Source organism: Roseibium sp. (genome assembly GCF_965276855.1).
Classification (GTDB): Bacteria; Pseudomonadota; Alphaproteobacteria; order Rhizobiales; family Stappiaceae; genus Roseibium.
The window spans coordinates 1,756,201-1,772,939 of the sequence record NZ_OZ255700.1 but is presented as its reverse complement, the minus strand read 5'-3'; the positions used below and the strand labels follow the sequence as shown (position 1 = coordinate 1,772,939).

Here is a 16,739-nt window from a genome sequence, read left to right as displayed (position 1 = left end):
ATGACGCCGGTCAAGGGCAGGTCACAGCGTCAGATCACGAAGTTCGCGATTGCCTCATTGTCGGTGATGTCTTCCCAGCGAATGTCAGACCGGTCGAAGCTGTCGTGCAAAGTTTGGAAGTTTTCCGGCTGTTTTGTCTCAATGCCTATAAGAACCGAGCCAAAGTTGCGGGCAGATTTTTTCAGGTACTCAAACCGGGCAATGTCATCGTCCGGGCCGAGCAGAGACAGGAAGTCTTTCAATGCCCCCGGACGCTGTGGCAACTGGATGACATAGTATTTTTTCAGGCCGGAGAACTTTAGCGCCCGCTCTTTCACCTCCGGCAGACGTTCGAAGTCGAAGTTGCCGCCCGAAACCACACAGACGATCTTCTTCCCCTTCACCTCACCTTCGGGCAGCCGATTGAGCGCATCAATCGCAAGCGCTCCTGCGGGCTCCAGCACAATCCCTTCAATGTTGAGCATATCGATCATGGTCGCGCACACACCGTCGGTGGGGGCGAGGATTACGTCTTCTGGTGCGAAGGTGGAAAGCTGTTTGAAGTTTACTGTGCCGATTTGGGCAACCGCTGCGCCATCGACGAAGTTATCGACCCAGTCAAGCCGCACCCGCTCATTTGCTTGGAGGCTGTTGTAAAGACTGGGAGCGTTTTCAGGTTCCACCAAGCTAAATTTCGCGGTGAGCCCTTTTTCGGAAAAATAGCGGCTCACGCCCGCAGACAGTCCGCCGCCACCGACCGGAAGGATGAGCCGGTCCCAGTTGGTGCCTTCAGGGGTCTGTTCCACGATTTCCTTGCCGACGGTGGCTTGCCCCAGAATGATTGTTTCGTGGTCAAACGGCGGCACCATCAGGCCGTTGTTCTGAGCACAGTATTCCAGAGCGGCCTTGTTGGCTGCGTCAAAGCCGTCACCAATGAGTTTGATGTCTACGAGCGGTGCGCCAAAAGATCGGGTCTTCTGGATTTTTTGTTGAGGTGTTGTGAGCGGCATGAAGACGATGCCCGGCTTGCCGAAATGCCGGCAGGCAAAGGCAAAGCCCTGCGCATGATTGCCTGCGGAAGAGCACACGAAAAGAGCGCAGTCTGGGTCTTTGTCCAAGGCCCGATGGATAAACGCATAAGCCCCGCGCACCTTGTAGCTGCGCACCGGGGTGAGGTCTTCCCGCTTGAGCCAGATGTCCGCCTGGTGAAGGTCAGACAGGTATTGGCTGTACTGTAGGGGTGTCGGTTCCAGAACTCCGGACAGGAGCTCATGGATCCTGGAGACATCGTCGGCAAACTGTCCCACGTGAATTGCTTTCCCGGTTATCGAAAATTGATGTCCTACTCATCTGAACGGGCATCAAAAATCAAGACCCGCAGTTTTTAAAACAGTCCCGAGGATTGAAAATCGCCTGGAAACAGGAATGCTGTGAAGCATCTGACGTTTTGAAAAATCCGCCTTGAATCGAGCACATTCCACCGCCTACCTAAAACGCATGGGGAAATACGAGTTTAATATGCAACGTCTTTTTCTGCGTCACATCCTGGCTGATGGCGCCCGTATCGAAGCGGATCGCGGGCAGGCGAACTACCTTCTGAACGTCTTGCGTTTGAAGGACGGGGACTACGTTCTGGTCTTTAATGGCAGCGATGGTGAGTGGCTGGCGAAGATCCAGAGCAGCGGCCGGCGTGCCTGTTCGCTGCAACTCATGGAAAGGACGCGCGAACAATCCGCGCCAAATGACTTGATCTACATGTTTGCGCCGCTCAAGCACGCACGCCTGGATTACATGGTCCAAAAGGCGGTCGAGATGGGGGCAGGCAGTCTTATGCCGGTCATGACGCAGCACACACAGTCCAGCCGGGTAAATGTCGAGCGCATGGAGGCAAATGTCATTGAAGCGGCCGAGCAATGCGGCGTGCTTTCTGTCCCTAGTGTTTTGTCTCCGATGTCGCTCAAAGATGTCCTAACCGCATGGCCTGAGGCACATGCTGGACGGAAACTGCTTTTCTGCGATGAGGGCGAAGAGACCAACAATCCTCTTTTGACCCTTGTGCAGCTGAAAGAAAACGGACCACCACCGCTGGCCATTCTCATCGGGCCGGAAGGCGGGTTTTCGGAAGACGAGCGCGCACTTTTGAAAGACCTGGATTTCGTGACCCCAATCCCCCTGGGTCCAAGGATCCTAAGAGCCGACACGGCAGCAGTCGCAGCCCTTGCTGTTGTCCAAGCAACCGTCGGAGACTGGAAGTAGCCATGGACAAGGAGAAGCGCCCAGCAAAAGATATCTCTGCCCCAGGCAACGCTTCTCCAGCCCTTTCCCAGCACGGCGGTCCAATGCATTCGCGACGTGGCCGGAAACCTTTCAGAATTCCGGTTGGTGTGGCGCTCGGGTTGGTTTTCTCGCTTCTGCTAGTCGCAATTTGCGGATTGATCATTGCTTACATGGCAGCTGCGGACCGGCGGATTGCGGGCCGTTTGCTGGATCAGCAAGCGGCGGCCATCCTGAATGCCAATCAGGCTGTTTTGGAGAAGTTCTTCTCTGAGCAGGATGTTCTGCTTCGCACGATTGCAGTTCATGTAGCGGCGATGCAGCGGCACCTGAACGGCGACGATCTTGAGGCATATAAAAAGCTGCTTCCGGAAAATGCTGAGTTTGAACTTGGCCGATCGGTCATGGACGATGCACCGGCCGACGAATTGCCAGTCGTTGCGTGGTCCGCATTTAAATGGCGCGAGGGACAGGCGGAAGCCGTGAAAACTGCTGAATTGGACCTTGGAAACGGTCAGAGCCTGTTCGTTCGTTATCCGCGGGCCGTGTTTCTTGATGTCGCCAGGGCCATGACCTGGGACAGCCAGCAGCAAGTATTTTTGCTCTCAGGCCGCAACAACGTGATTGTTGTCCACGGCTTGGAGGGAGTGGATTACTCGGCATCGCCGGAGACGCCATTGCCATCGCTCAAAAAAATGACGGAAACACCGTTACACCTGATCTGGGATGTAGGGCGTCAGGCGCACATGATTGACGGGCAGATTAGTGGACGTTTGTTTCCAGCTTTTGGGGGCTTCTACACCGCGATTTATATGGAGCTCGACACAGGACCTGCCGACGGTTGGATCATCGGAACGCTTTATCGAGCCGACCAATTCGGAGAAGCATTGGATCAGACCCAAGTGGTGCTCTACGCAGCATTGGCGGCGCTGCTCGCTGGAGCTGCCTTGTCTTTCATAGTTGGGCGCAAGTTGGGGCGTCCGCTGGGACGGTTGGCTGAAGCGGCCGCCGATCTCCGCAAGCTGGAATTTCATGAAGAACACCGCTTGCCGTCTTCGCCTTTGGCTGAACTCAACGATGTTAATCAGGCCTTCAACGGGTCGATCGGTGCCCTCAATGCCTTTGCCAAATATGTGCCGCGTCAGCTTGTAACCCGGCTGATCGAGGAAGGCATGACCGACAGCCGGAACATTGAACTCCGGGAAATGACGATTGTGTTTACGGACCTTGCAGGTTTCACCAGTTTGGCATCAAATTTGAGCGCAGAAGAAACGGCGGCCTATCTGAACGGCTATTTCGAAACGGTCTCAATAGTAATCGCCGACAGGGACGGGACCATCGACAAGTTTCTTGGAGACGGTGTCATGGCATTTTGGGGGGCTCCGTCCGACCAACCGGACCATGCCTCCAAGGCAATCGCGGCTGTCACGGCATTGGCTGAGCAGATTGAAAAGGACAGCGCGTTGAACATGCGCCTCAGGATCGGCATTCATACTGGCAAGGTTGTTGTTGGTGACATCGGGTCTGCCTCGCGAATGAATTATACGGTCATCGGTGATGCGGTTAACGTTGCAGCCCGCCTACAAGAGTATGGCAAGCACGTTGACCCAGGTGCTAAGGTAATCGCGCTTGCAAGCGGAGACACCATGGCGCAATTGCCTGAAGGAGTGAAGGCAACCAGCCTGGGTCCTGTAAAACTCAGGGGCCGTGAGGAGGCTTTGACGGTCTTCAGGATTGCGTGAGGCGCACCTGCGTGTTGCATCTGCGCTTGCATTCTACTTTCAAGACTCCTAAATCACCGGAACTCATAAACGCCGGAAAAGGCATCGGATCATCGCGGTTTTAAGGGGGCTGGGCTCCTTATGATTTGCACCGCAAACACTGAAGGATGGTTGTATGGCCCGCGATACGGTCGATGCCACACCGATTGAAACCGTCGCTGATCTGGCGGCAACACTGGAAGCAGGTTGCAAGCCGACTAGCGATTTCAGGATCGGGACCGAACACGAGAAGTTCGGCTTCAATATAAAAGACAATTCGCCAATCCCCTACGGCGGCGCCAATGGCGTCGAAGCTGTGCTGGAAGGCATGGAGCGCCTACTCGGTTGGGAACGGATCGAAGACGCTGGAAAGATCATTGGCCTCGCCGATGATCAGGGCGGCGGTGCGATCTCCATCGAACCAGGTGGCCAGTTCGAATTGTCCGGCGCGCCGCTCGACAATCTCCACCAGACCTGCCGCGAAGCCAACCAGCACCTGGCCCATGTCCGTCAGGTTGCAGAGCCGCTGGGGGTCGGTTTCCTGGGTATTGGAATGGCGCCAACCTGGGCCCGGGCAGACATGCCGCGCATGCCGAAGTCGCGCTACGACATCATGACAAATTACATGCCGAAGGTCGGATCCCTTGGTCTCGACATGATGTACCGCACGTCGACGATCCAGGTGAACCTGGATTTTGAAACAGAAGCGGACATGGTCAAAAAGATGCGTGTCGGTCTGGCGCTCCAGCCTATCGCGACGGCAATCTTTGCCAATTCCCCGTTCACCGACGGCAAGCCGAATGGCTTCAAGTCGTTCCGGGCCCAGATCTGGACCGATACGGACATGGACCGCACGGGCGACATGCCCTTTGCCTTTGACGACGGCTTCGGCTTTGAACGCTATGTCGAATGGGCGCTGGATGTGCCGATGTATTTCGTTAAGCGGGGCACTGAATATCACGATGTCACCGGAACCACGTTCCGGGCCTTCATGAATGGGGCACTTGAGGGCAAGATCCCGGATGCTCGTCCGAGCCTTGGTGACTGGAACAACCACTTGTCGACCTTGTTCCCGGATGTGCGGCTGAAGAAATACATCGAAATGCGGGGTGCCGATGGAGGCCCATGGCGGCGGATATGCGCGCTGCCGGCCTTGTGGGTCGGACTGCTCTACGACACCGGTGTTTTGGATCAGGCGTTTGAACTGGTGAAAGACTGGACAGCAGAAGAGCGAGCAGCGTTGCGGGCAGGTGTGCCGGAAACCGCATTGCAGACACCGTTCCGCACTGGAACCGTGCTGGATGTAGCCAAGGACGTCTTGGCGTTGTCTCAAGAAGGCCTCAAACGCCGCGCGCGCATGAGTGATGGCGACCTGGATGAACGGGTCCATCTGGCACCCGTTGAGGAAGGTCTGGCAGCAGGCATGTGCCCGGCCGACATTCTTCTTCAGCGGTACAACGGATCGTGGAACGGAGATCTCTCGCAGATCTTCCGGGATTACGCTTACTGATCCTCTCAAAAGCCTAAGTGGTTTTTCTTATCCCGGCAAAAGCTTTGCCGGGATCAATTGACGTTCTGCCGTGAAGCAGTCACTGTGAGCGAGATAGCCTTGTTTCTCAGGGCCTTGCGCAAGACAGTCGAGGCAGCGTGATGACAGCACATGACAAGGCGGCGCCGCCGTTCGATATCTTCTCCTTGAGCAAAGATATGCAAGAGCGCTTTGGCTGGTCCAATGACGACCTTAATCGTGTCATGGAACATCTGATGCCTGCCGCGCTGTCCGGGTTTCAGCATTTCGGTACGCCGAGCAAAAGCATGCCAGACTGGTTTGCTCAGGCAGCGCAACTGTCAGCCGGTTCCGGCAATCCTTTTGCTGACTATGCAAAATTCTTCCAAGCCCCCACACAACAATCCCTGACGCCATTCTTCGGTCCGGAAGCCGTTCAGCAGGCCGTTGCTGCGCAGATTTCCACGATGACCGGGGTTCAACGAGACGCTGTGCAGGAGTTGATGCCGGTTGCGGCAACACTTGCCTTTGGGCAAGCGGCAAGACCCTTCCTGCAAGGCGAGGCTCAGGTTCTTTTGGATGCCTACCTACGCGGCTTTGCGCGCGGGCGGCCAAAACGGGCGCCAGCCCCAATCGATTACCTTCAAGGGTACACGGAAGCAATGAACGCCTTTTGGGGGTCGTTCCTGCAACCTGCCGCGGCGCGCGATGCTGAGGAAGAAGCTGAGCTGGAGCCGGAGCTCGAAGACGATCTGGTCGATGAAGAGGTCGAGGAAGACGAGGCGTCGGAATTCGATGAAATGGTGTCCGGTTGGATGTCGGCGGGGCGAGACCTGCAGTCCAGCCAATTCAAGGCGTTTGACGATTTTTTCGCAACTGCAACCAAAAACCTCGGCAAATAAGAAGAACAAAAAAAGACCCGCCAAAAAGGCGGGTCAGTTGACGTCAGCAAGGCTTGCCGACAGGGGCTGCTAATAAGTTTCCAATCAAGCTGCGATTTCCGGCCGGGGATGTGCCGGAATAACTGTCAGTCTCGGAGCTTTGGGACCCTCGTTGGCGGCACGGGGCATAGACTGCAGTGCGGCAGTGCAGTGCCCGTTGGCCATCTGCGTCAAAAAAGGTACCGGATCGGTGTGAACCGGTAGCGCGATGGCTCGTCGAACATCGCTTCGGGTCAGTCCAATGTCCTTCAATGCTGCGTCGCTCAACTCCGAGAGCTTGCCCATTTGGCGGCGGTTCTTGAACACGCGCAGGGCACGGGCAACCAGCTGCCCGGAAAGAGCGAAAATGGGGTGGTGTGCGATATGTGACATGGCGTAATTCTCCTGTGAGCCGCCGGAGGAATTTCCGGCTGCTTGTTCCGCGCCCTTGGGGCCGTCCTTTGTTTGGAACACGCTCTAAATGCGATGAATTAATCCATTATTCCAACGAATGTTTTTGATATGAATAATCAGATATTGTGATATGAAGGCTGTGTCTTTGGAAAAACTCCCGGATTCGAGCCAATTTGGATGGCTTGGGTCCGATTTTGAATCTTCAGAAATTATCGGTGAAGCGGCATGTTAGACTTGGATCAGCTGCGGACATTTGTTGCCATTGCAGAAAGCGGAAGCTTTACCAAGGCTGCTGACAACGTGCACAAGACCCAATCTGCAGTCTCCATGCAAATGCGGCGGCTTGAAGAGCGGATCGGAAAACCGCTGTTTGTTCGTGTCGGGCGGCAGTCCCGCCTGACCGAGCACGGGGAACGTCTTCTGCACTATGCCCGTAGGCTTGTGCAGCTGAACGACGAAACGCTTGCGGCCTTTGACGACACAGAACTTGCCGGCCTTGTTCGTTTGGGCACACCGGATGATTACGCTGACCGGTTTCTACCAGAGATCCTCGCAAGGTTTTCAAGGTCCAATCCAAAGGCCGAAGTGAGTGTTGTATGCGCGCCGACGCCGAACCTTGCGGATATGATCGGCGAGGGCGAGCTTGATGTGGCGATCATCACGCACGTACAAAAAAAAGGCCGCAAAAACGTTGATATCCTTCGCCGCGAGCCATTGCTTTGGGTCGCGTCCGCGCGCCATGCAACGGAAAACGAGGCGGTTCTGCCGATGGCATTGGGCCGGGCAACATGCGATTGGCGAAAGGCTGCATTGAGCGCATTGGAGGATCAGCTGCGGGAGTACCGGCTTTTGTATTCCAGTTGGAATTCCACTGCCGTTGGCGCCGCAGTTTTGGCCGGCCTTGCGATTTCTGTTCTACCGGAATCTGCTCTTCGTTCCGGAATGCGTGTTCTGACAGAAGCGGATGGGTTTCCAAGGCTGCCGGACTGCGAGATTGGCATCATGCGCTCCTGGCACAATAATTCCCGTGTGACAGATGCCTTGGTGGAGCACATCATGTCGTCACTCGACAACCTTTCCGTTCCGCAGGCGGCGGAATGATCATGAATTGAAGTGCCATAGGAATTGATGTAAGAAAAGGTAATTAATCATATTTTGTGATGGGCTTGTGACTGTGTTTTGTGTCCATACAGGAGGGCTTCATGAGCCACGCGCTGGATATTGATCAGCTTAGGACCTTTCTCGCAATTGCCGAGCTCGGCAGTTTCACAAAAGCTGGAGAAGCCGTTCACAAAACACAGTCCGCAGTTTCCATGCAGATGCGCCGCCTGGAAGAACGGGTCGGTCAACCCATTTTCCTCAAAGATGGCCGGCAGTCGCGATTGACTGAACAAGGTTTGCGGCTGGTGGAATATGCCCGCCGCATGATCCAGTTGAATGACGAAACCTTACTGGCGTTTAACGGCAAGAAAGAACTCGGTTTCGTCAAGCTGGGCGTTCCTGATGACTATGCTGATCGACTGCTGCCCCAAGTGCTCGCCGCGTTCAACCGGCTCAATCCTTCCATTGAGGTTCAGGTTGAGTGCACCAGCAGCGCGAAGTTGACAGCCGCGGTGCGGAACAATGAACTCGATGTAGCCATCACGACATCGGGTGACACCAGCGAGTTGCGCGGTGAGATCATTCGGCGTGAACCTCTCTATTGGGTCACATCGGAACAACACTGTGCGCATACACAAGACGTTCTGCGGCTTGCCCTTGGCCCGTCCAGCTGCAGCTGGCGCCGGTTGTCCATGGATGCTTTGGACCGCGCCGGACGCCAGTACCGCGTGTCCTATACGAGCGCGAGCGGCTCTGCCCTGATCGGGGCTGTGCAAGCTGGACTGGCGCTAACGGTGTTTCCCGAAAGCGCTATCCGGGATGGCATGCGCATTCTGGACGAGAGGGACGGTTTCCCGGCGTTGCCGCATTGTGATATTGCCATGCTGCGTTCAGACAACGCCCGCCTGCCAATGCATGACCGGCTGTGCAATCACATCATCGCCGCCATTGGCAATGTGGGGACCGTGTCCTCTCGCGAGGCGGCTGAGTAACTCTTCGTTTCCCGGATCACTTTTGAAATCTTATCTATCGGGTGCGCAGCATCATGACATTGCCGCCAATGACACAGGCGAGGCCACCGATTGCCAGCGGGGTCCAATGATAGCCTTCAAAGATCGTTGACAGAGCCAGCGCGACAATCGGAAACAACACTGTGGCGTAGCCAGCCCGGGCAGAACCGATCCGTCCAAGGAGTGTCAGATATGAGGTTAACGCGATGACTGAGGCGATCAAAGCCAGATAGACCAGGCTGACGATATAAGGCAGGGTCCAGTTAACGGCAAAACTCTGACCACGGATTGCGGAAAACAGTCCAAGAAATACCATCCCATAAACCATGCCCCAGGCGGTTGCCGGCATAACTCCAATCCCGCGGCGTTGGGTATCAGCGGCCAACATGTTGCCGAAGCAGAACGATAGAGTGCCGCAGATACAAAAAACCAGCCCGATCGCGGTGTTTGTATCAAACTGCGTTCCGGCCATCTCTTGCAAAAACATCAGCGCAATGCCTGCAACGCCAAGAAAACCAGCGGTAAGAGTGAGTGCGCTCGGGCGTTGCCGGAAGAGGACAAGTCCCAGAAATACGTTGAAGACAGAGGCGGTTGAAAACACAACGGCCAAAAGCCCGGACGGAAGATAGCCCGCTCCGTAGTAGAACAGGGTGAAGTTCGTGGAGAACAAGAGCGCGCCGAGTCCAGCGAAGCGAAAGTGATCCTTCAGCGGAAAGCTCAATGGATAGTCTCTTAACCGCACCCAGGTCATCATAATCGCAGCGGCAACGACGAAACGCCAGAACACCGATACTTCCGGGGCTACACCAGAAATCTGCCCTTTCATCGCAATCCAGCTGAAGCCCCAGGCAAAAACGGTGACGGCGTAGAGGCCAAGGTCGGTGGAGTCCATACTGGACCGGTTCAGCGTTGGCTGGGCAATGCTCATGGAAGATACTCGTTTGTGCAGGAACATGCACAATCTGAGCTCAAGAATACTTCAGCGCAAATGACAGTTTTTGATAAGATAATCAGCTTTATGAATGATTGGGGAGGTCACGGTATGCGCCGCCTGGTGGTGCATCATCCTCAAGCGGCGCAGATTTTTCCGTTAGGCCAAGCTTCGGGAAACCCTAAAGCACAAGATTGTGTCTACCAACCTTCTTGATGTCAGTTTCGCCACATAGGCCCATGGTGACATCGAGTTCTTTGTGCATGATCTCAAGGACTTGACGGACGCCAGGCTTGCCCATGGCGCCAAGACCGTAGATGAAGGCACGCCCGATGTAGGTGCTGTGGGCTCCCATTGCGACAGCCTTGAAGACGTCCTGGCCGGAGCGGATTCCACCGTCGACATGAACTTCGATCTTGTCGCCGACCGCATCGACAATGTCCCGCAAGATGTCATAGGAGGCGAGGGCACCATCCAGCTGCCGGCCGCCGTGGTTCGACACAACGATCGCATCTGCACCGAGATCCGCTGCAATCCTGGCATCTTCAACGTCGTTAATGCCTTTCAGGATCAGTTTACGGTCCCAGTGTTTTTTGACCCACTCGACTGACGACCAGTCTAGCGTCGGGTCGAACTGGCTGGCCGTCCATTCGGCAAGCGAAGTCATATCCTCAACACCGGAAACATGACCTACGATGTTGCCGAACTCGCGCCGCTTGGTTTGCAGCATGTTCCAGCACCAGCGTGGCTTGAAGGCAAGATCAACGAGTACATGCGGCTTTGGTTTTGGCGGCGTGCTGAGCCCGTTCTTGATGTCGCGGTGGCGTTGACCAAGAACTTGAAGATCCAGTGTCAGGACGAGGGCCGAACAGCCAGCCGTGTGAGCGCGTTGCATCAGGTTTTCAGAGAAGCCTCGGTCGCGCATCACATAGAGCTGAAACCAAAATGGATTTTTAGTGTGTTCGGCAACATCCTCGATGGAGCATACGCTCATGGTTGAAAGCGTGAAGGGGACCCCGAACTCCTCGGCGGCCTGTGCCGCCAGAATTTCACCGTCCGCATGCTGCATCCCGGTCAACCCGACCGGCGCGAGTGCCACAGGCATGGCGACATCCTGCCCGATCATGGTTGTTTTGACCGATCGGTTGTCGATGTTGCGCGCAACGCGCTGGCGCAGCTTTTGCCGCTGAAATGCCGCCTCGTTGTCCCAATAGGTGCTTTGGGTCCAGGAACCCGTGTCGGCATAGTCATAAAACATTTTTGGGACTCGCCGTTTGGCAAGAGCCTGCATATCGGCGACATCAGTTACAATCGGCATTACTCGTTCCCCTGACCTATTTCTTGACCGCTCGATCGGATGCTTGGGACCGGCGCAGGCCGGCCAGTTTCTCGCGCTGATCCTGCTGTTCCGTAGCAGCGAGTGTGGCGCGAACGTAGTCGATGTGTTCTTCCGCACAGCGCTGTGCGAGTTTTGGGTCCCCCGCGGCGATTGCTTGAAAAATCGCCTTGTGCTGTTTCAAGACCTCTTTCCGTGCCGATGGGTGATGGTAGAGACGGTCTCGATTGTAAAAAACGCCATTTTCCAACAGCCGGTAACAGGAATGAAGCGTGTGCAGCAACACCACATTATGTGCAGCTTCCCCAACTGCATGGTGGAAGCCGACATCCAGGCGGCCCTCCAGGTGGAGATCTTCCGCCGCAAATGCTGTCTCCATCTGGTCAACGATGTCGTTCAGTCTGCGAATGTCCGACGGGGCTGCGCGCATCGCCGCCATAGCTGAGGCTTGACCCTCAATGCCACGGCGGAAATCAAAATAGTCGCTTACCGCAGACGGGTGCCGGGAAATCAGTTGCACGATTGCTTCGGAAAAGATCGGCCCAATGAGGTCACAAACAAATGTTCCGCCCCCCTGACGTGCTTCAATAAGGTCCCGGTCTTCAAGAGTTTTTAGTGCGTCCCGTAACACGGGTCGGGACACATGAAGCTGCTCTGCCAACACGCGTTCCGCCGGGAGCCGGTCACCGGATTGAAGGACTCCTTTGAGGATCAGTTCTTCAATTTGATTGACAGCTGCGTCGGCAGTTTTGTGGGTGTTGATTGGCTGAAACATCGGTTTTTTCGCTGTTGTATCGACGCGAAACTAATCGAAATCCGAAAATTGGTCAAATAATTTATCCAATTTTGAGGTTGCTGTCGATGCAAACAAGCCAAAAAAGGCCGCACGTGCGCTTATGTCATCTTTCAAGAATCTCAAAATGCCTGTGGTCTTGAGCAATCGAAACCGCCATGCTGTACCGGCTGTTGAGCGCAAGGAGGGGCTGTCGTTGGAAAACAACCTGGAAACCGGTGGGGCATTGCCCACATTCCGCGCTTCGCCTTTACGGCAAAAAGTTCTCGGTGAAGTTCACGCGCGGCCTTTCCGGCCACTTGCGACCCCGCGAACGGTTCTCCACTACGCCTTTCTGACCAACAGTGATGAGGCGGCAGCTGACAAGGAATGGCTGAAGGAATTCGGTACATCCCGAGGCGTTCCCGGTCCGGCAGACGGTGGCCGTTATCATACCTTGGAGTTTGGGGAAGGCCACTTGAGCTGGGAGCAGCACGCGGAATTCACCACCTACACCTGGGATGGTTCTGCGGATATTGAACACTTGTTTGGCGCGCCCCCGGCTGGTCACCCCTTCGGAGCAGCTTTCCGGGCTCCGGGCGAGCTGCTCGTTGCTGTGCGTCTTGAGTTGCGGGACGAGATTGATGAAAGCCGCTGGCGGCCCACCTTCGAAGAAGGCAGCTTGACGGTCTCGTCGCTGGAGCGGGGGCAAGCGACCGTTGCAACGGACTTCCGCCAGGACGGCGATGGGCTATCCCGCTTTCTGGTGTTGAACCACTCCATGAGCGACGTGCAGACCGGGGCGATTGTTCAACGGCTTCTGGAACTCGAGACTTATCGAACACTGGCCATGCTGGGCCTGTTCGAGGCGAACACTCTGTCACCCGACATTCGAAAGTTTGAGATAGAGCTTGCCGATTTGACCGAACAAATGAAAACAGCGGCTGGTCTCGACAGCAATCGCGACTTGCTAAACAAATTTACCGAACTTGCGGCCTCCCTTGAGGCGGGTGCAACTGCGAGCACCTTCCGCTTTGGCGCAAGCCGCGCCTATTATGAGATTGTGAAAATCCGATTGTCTGCCCTCCAGGAAGAGGCCATGCCAGGCGAGTTGACGATGTCGTCTTTCTTGTCCCGCAGGTTGTCGCCTGCGATGCGCACTTGTCAGGCTATTGAAGATCGTCAGGCGATGCTGTCGCGCAAGTTAGCAAGAGCGACCAATTTGCTGCGCACGCGGGTTGATGTGGATCTGGAACAGCAAAACCGCTCACTTCTGGAATCCATGAACAGGCGGGCACGGCTGCAATTGCGTCTGCAGCAGACAGTTGAAGGTTTGTCTGTCGCCGCGGTCAGCTATTACATCGTGGGGCTGTTTTCCTACCTTGCGAAAGGGGCAAGCGGATCTGGACTGCCATTACCGCAGCCCTCAGTCACCACGGCAATAGCTGTACCAATTGTTGTTTTGTTCATTTGGTGGATGGTGCGCAGAATACGGGCACATCACGTCACACAAGACAAAGACGACGTGTGATGCACAAAAAGAAAAGGCCGGATCCAAGACCCGGCCTTTTTTGAATTCAACCTATTTAACAGCTTAGTTGGTTGTGCCGTCTTCGCTGTATTGTGCCAAATATGCAATGACATCGGCGCGATCTGCGTCCTTACGAAGACCAGCAAAAGCCATACGGCCCTTCGGGATAACGTCGCGTGGTTTCAGCAGATAGGCGTCAAGGGTTTCAACATCCCATACGCGGCCCTCACCAGCACCTTCCATCAGGGTTGCTGAGTACTTATAACCGTCAATCGTGCCCCAGGCGCGTCCGACGACACCGTTGAGCTGCGGGCCGACTTTGTTCTTGGCGTCTTCGCCAACGGCATGGCAAGCCGCGCACTTTCTAAATACTTTTTCGCCCTTGGCCGGGTCGCCCTCAGCGCTGGCGTGTGCGGTAAATGCAATTAGCGCAGTGCCGGCGATCATCAGCATTCGCTTCATGTGTATCTCCCTCAAATTGGGCAATGCCTGCCCCTTCACAAATCAACAGTATGTTGCGTTTGGATGCAAGCGACGTGCCGTCGCAGGCAGAACCAAGCCGCAGATGCTCCAGACTCAAACGGCGAAAACTGCTCCCTCAGCTCGCTTTCGCAGTTCTCGGCCGGTGTAACCAATCCTCCAGACCGGCATCCCAGTAAGGCGAAGAGCCGTAAAGGGCGGCAAGAAAGTCAATAAACACCCGAACCTTCGCAGGCAGGAACTGCCGACTTGGGTATACGGCATAAAGCCCCACATCTTTGGAGGCTCTGTACTCAGGAAGAAGGATTTGCAGCTTTCCCTCACGTAACTCCGGTCCGATGTCCCAAGTCGATCTCAAAGCAATTCCGACGCCTGACAAAAGGCATTCACGCACCACTTCACTTGAGTTTGTTTTGACCGGCGATTGCGTCCGCACGGTCTCAATGCCGTTCGGGCCTGCCAGACGCCACGGATCCTGATTGGCCGCGGCCAATGTCACGTGATTGGCAAGGAGGTCATCAATTGACTCCGGCGTGCCATACCTTTCAAGATAGTCTGGGCTTGCACACAAAATACGGTGAACCGGCGCAAGACGGCGTGCGACAAGGCTGGAATCACTTAATTCCGCGATCCGGATCGCCAGGTCGTAGCCTTCGCCGACGATGTCAACGAACTCGTCCGACAAGTCCAGATTGATGGAGAGATCCGGATTGTTGGTCAGAAACTTGCCCACATGTGGGGCAATGTGTAGTCGCCCGAAGGATGTGGGTACGGCTACCTTTAGGTTCCCTCGCGCTTTGGCCGACCCACGCGAGACAAAGGACTCCGCTTCTTCAACCGAAGCGAGGATCGCAATAACCCGTTCGTAAAATCCTTGGCCGGCTTCTGTCATCGCAATTTGGCGGGTCGTGCGTTGGAGCAGGCGGCTGCCCAGCTTTTCCTCTAATCGGCGGATCCGTTTGGAAACGACAGCTGGTGATAGGTTCATCTCGCGGCCCGCCGCCGACATGCTGCCTGCGCCAACGACCCTTGCGAAAATCTCCATGTCAGTCAGATTGCTCATTTTCAAACTCTCAGAAAGACAACTTGTGTGCCTTTAACCGTTTTCCTTGCGTCTGAAATCTGCCAGACTCAGGAACAATTAGGGATGTAAGCGTTTTTACGCACCGATGGCTCATGTGGATCAAATAGGGTCCGCGAAAGGGAAGGGAACCGCCCGTGACTGCAATTGCAATGCCCGCTCCGGACCAGGGCGTACTCGATCGGCGACAGGAAATTGTCAAGGCTTTGCAGGCTATTATACCCGGTGAAGGTGTCATACACGATGAGCGTGAAATGCGGGCTTACGAGACCGATGCACTCACAGCTTATCGCCAGTTGCCTTTGATAGTTGCTCTCCCGGAGACCGTCGACCAGGTGTCGAAGGTCCTGAAATACTGTCATGAGAACAATGTTAAGGTGGTACCGCGCGGTGCTGGCACCTCGTTGTCAGGCGGCGCATTGCCGCTTGAAGATGGCGTTCTCCTATCGATGATGAAATTCAATCAGGTGCTCGATATAGACTTCGACAACCGCGCTGTCGTTGTTCAGCCGGGCGTTACAAATCTCGGGATCACGCGTGCGGTTGAGCATGAAGGCTTTTATTACGCACCGGATCCGTCATCCCAGATTGCCTGTTCCATCGGCGGGAACATTGCCGAGAACTCCGGCGGTGTGCATTGCCTGAAATACGGCTTGACCACCAACAACGTTCTTGGGCTCGAGATGGTCCTGATCACAGGCGAGGTCATTCGCTTGGGTGGCAAGCACCTCGACAGCGAAGGATATGACCTTTTGGGGCTCATGACCGGATCTGAGGGTCTTCTTGGTGTGGTGACCGAGGTCACCGTTAGAATTCTGCAAAAACCGGAGACAGCCCGCGCCTTACTTATTGGGTTCCCGACCAGCGAAGACGGAGGGCGCTGCGTTGCGGAGATCATCGGTGCGGGCATCATTCCAGGTGGCATGGAAATGATGGACAAACCGGCGATCCACGCGGCGGAAGACTTCGTGCATGCAGGATATCCGCTGGACGTGGAAGCGCTTTTGATCGTCGAGCTGGACGGTCCGGAGCGCGAAGTCGATTACCTTATCGGACGTGTCGAGGAAATCGCCAAGGCCAACGCCGCCAGCCATCTTCGGATCTCCGAGAGCGAAGAGGAGCGCATGACCTTCTGGGCGGGCCGAAAGGCAGCGTTCCCGGCTGTAGGGCGAATCTCGCCGGATTATCTTTGCATGGACGGAACGATCCCGCGCCGGGAACTTCCCAAGGTTTTGGCCCGAATGCGTGAACTGTCTGAGAAACACGGGCTTGGCGTTGCCAATGTTTTTCACGCCGGCGACGGCAATCTGCATCCGCTCATTCTGTATGACGCCAACAAACCCGGTGAACTCGATGCCGCGGAGGCATTCGGTGCCGACATTCTCCGACTGTGTGTTGAGGTCGGTGGTGTCCTGACCGGCGAACATGGCGTTGGCATTGAAAAACGTGATCTGATGACGGACATGTTCACAGAAGCTGACTTGAAACAGCAGCAGCGCGTTAAATGTGCCTTTGATGAAAAACATCTCTTGAACCCGGGCAAGGTGTTCCCGGTGCTCCATCGGTGCGCGGAGCTTGGCAAGATGCATGTTCACAAGGGACAGTTGCCATTTCCAGATATCCCGCGGTTCTGAGGTTAATAG

15 protein-coding genes are annotated in these 16,739 nt (G+C 55.5%); 8 read left to right on the top strand and 7 right to left on the bottom strand.

Annotated features, from left to right (window positions below; translation table 11 throughout):
- Positions 1-29 precede the first annotated feature (29 nt).
- Complete coding sequence (ilvA, locus tag ACQY4Z_RS08100; protein WP_428528249.1) at positions 30-1,286, bottom strand: threonine ammonia-lyase IlvA; 1,257 nt, start codon at positions 1,284-1,286, stop codon at positions 30-32.
- 190 nt (positions 1,287-1,476) lie between these two features.
- Between ilvA and ACQY4Z_RS08095 the strand changes: the two genes are divergently transcribed.
- From ACQY4Z_RS08095 to ACQY4Z_RS08080, 4 genes are all read left to right on the top strand, one after another.
- Entirely contained in the window at positions 1,477-2,235 is a 759-nt protein-coding gene (locus ACQY4Z_RS08095; RefSeq protein WP_428529488.1) for a 16S rRNA (uracil(1498)-N(3))-methyltransferase, read from the top strand.
- 2 nt (positions 2,236-2,237) lie between these two features.
- Positions 2,238-3,995 carry an adenylate/guanylate cyclase domain-containing protein gene (locus ACQY4Z_RS08090; RefSeq protein ID WP_428528247.1) on the top strand — a complete coding sequence of 586 codons (1,758 nt, stop codon included), beginning with the start codon at positions 2,238-2,240 and terminating at the stop codon, positions 3,993-3,995.
- Positions 3,996-4,149: 154 nt separating this feature from the next.
- Entirely contained in the window at positions 4,150-5,523 is a 1,374-nt protein-coding gene (locus ACQY4Z_RS08085) for a glutamate--cysteine ligase (protein WP_428528245.1), read from the top strand.
- A 140-nt stretch (positions 5,524-5,663) separates the two neighbouring features.
- Entirely contained in the window at positions 5,664-6,422 is a 759-nt protein-coding gene (locus ACQY4Z_RS08080) for a DUF937 domain-containing protein (RefSeq protein ID WP_428528243.1), read from the top strand.
- 84 nt (positions 6,423-6,506) lie between these two features.
- Here ACQY4Z_RS08080 and ACQY4Z_RS08075 read toward each other — a convergent pair whose 3' ends face one another.
- Positions 6,507-6,833 carry a DUF1127 domain-containing protein gene (locus tag ACQY4Z_RS08075; protein ID WP_428528241.1) on the bottom strand — a complete coding sequence of 109 codons (327 nt, stop codon included), beginning with the start codon at positions 6,831-6,833 and terminating at the stop codon, positions 6,507-6,509.
- 246 nt (positions 6,834-7,079) lie between these two features.
- Here ACQY4Z_RS08075 and ACQY4Z_RS08070 point away from each other — a divergent pair, with 246 nt between their 5' ends.
- Together ACQY4Z_RS08070 and ACQY4Z_RS08065 are read left to right on the top strand one after the other, a co-directional pair.
- Complete coding sequence (locus ACQY4Z_RS08070; RefSeq protein ID WP_428528239.1) at positions 7,080-7,955, top strand: LysR substrate-binding domain-containing protein; 876 nt, start codon at positions 7,080-7,082, stop codon at positions 7,953-7,955.
- A 101-nt stretch (positions 7,956-8,056) separates the two neighbouring features.
- Positions 8,057-8,947 carry a LysR substrate-binding domain-containing protein gene (locus ACQY4Z_RS08065; RefSeq protein ID WP_428528237.1) on the top strand — a complete coding sequence of 297 codons (891 nt, stop codon included), beginning with the start codon at positions 8,057-8,059 and terminating at the stop codon, positions 8,945-8,947.
- 34 nt (positions 8,948-8,981) lie between these two features.
- Here ACQY4Z_RS08065 and ACQY4Z_RS08060 read toward each other — a convergent pair whose 3' ends face one another.
- The 3 genes from ACQY4Z_RS08060 to ACQY4Z_RS08050 all read right to left on the bottom strand — a co-directional run bounded on the left by ACQY4Z_RS08060 (position 8,982) and on the right by ACQY4Z_RS08050 (position 12,007).
- Entirely contained in the window at positions 8,982-9,893 is a 912-nt protein-coding gene (locus ACQY4Z_RS08060; protein WP_428528235.1) for a DMT family transporter, read from the bottom strand.
- 184 nt (positions 9,894-10,077) lie between these two features.
- Positions 10,078-11,214, bottom strand: a complete 1,137-nt coding sequence (locus ACQY4Z_RS08055; protein ID WP_428528233.1) for an alpha-hydroxy acid oxidase — start codon at positions 11,212-11,214, stop codon at positions 10,078-10,080.
- Between the two features lie 16 nt (positions 11,215-11,230).
- Positions 11,231-12,007 carry a FadR/GntR family transcriptional regulator gene (locus ACQY4Z_RS08050; RefSeq protein ID WP_428528231.1) on the bottom strand — a complete coding sequence of 259 codons (777 nt, stop codon included), beginning with the start codon at positions 12,005-12,007 and terminating at the stop codon, positions 11,231-11,233.
- Between the two features lie 145 nt (positions 12,008-12,152).
- On the opposite strand from ACQY4Z_RS08050, the gene ACQY4Z_RS08045 reads away from it, so the two are divergent.
- Positions 12,153-13,535: a DUF3422 family protein gene (locus ACQY4Z_RS08045; RefSeq protein WP_428528229.1), complete on the top strand. Its 1,383-nt coding sequence runs from the start codon at positions 12,153-12,155 to the stop codon at positions 13,533-13,535.
- Between the two features lie 63 nt (positions 13,536-13,598).
- On the opposite strand, the gene ACQY4Z_RS08040 is transcribed toward ACQY4Z_RS08045, so the two are convergent.
- Together ACQY4Z_RS08040 and ACQY4Z_RS08035 are read right to left on the bottom strand one after the other, a co-directional pair.
- Positions 13,599-13,997, bottom strand: a complete 399-nt coding sequence (locus ACQY4Z_RS08040; RefSeq protein ID WP_428528227.1) for a c-type cytochrome — start codon at positions 13,995-13,997, stop codon at positions 13,599-13,601.
- A gap of 136 nt (positions 13,998-14,133) precedes the next feature.
- On the bottom strand, positions 14,134-15,078 hold the full coding sequence (locus tag ACQY4Z_RS08035) for a LysR family transcriptional regulator (protein ID WP_428528225.1): 945 nt from the start codon (positions 15,076-15,078) through the stop codon (positions 14,134-14,136).
- A 170-nt stretch (positions 15,079-15,248) separates the two neighbouring features.
- Here ACQY4Z_RS08035 and ACQY4Z_RS08030 point away from each other — a divergent pair, with 170 nt between their 5' ends.
- Positions 15,249-16,730, top strand: coding sequence for an FAD-linked oxidase C-terminal domain-containing protein (locus ACQY4Z_RS08030; protein ID WP_428529486.1), 1,482 nt, complete (start codon positions 15,249-15,251; stop codon positions 16,728-16,730).
- Positions 16,731-16,739: the final 9 nt, after the last annotated feature.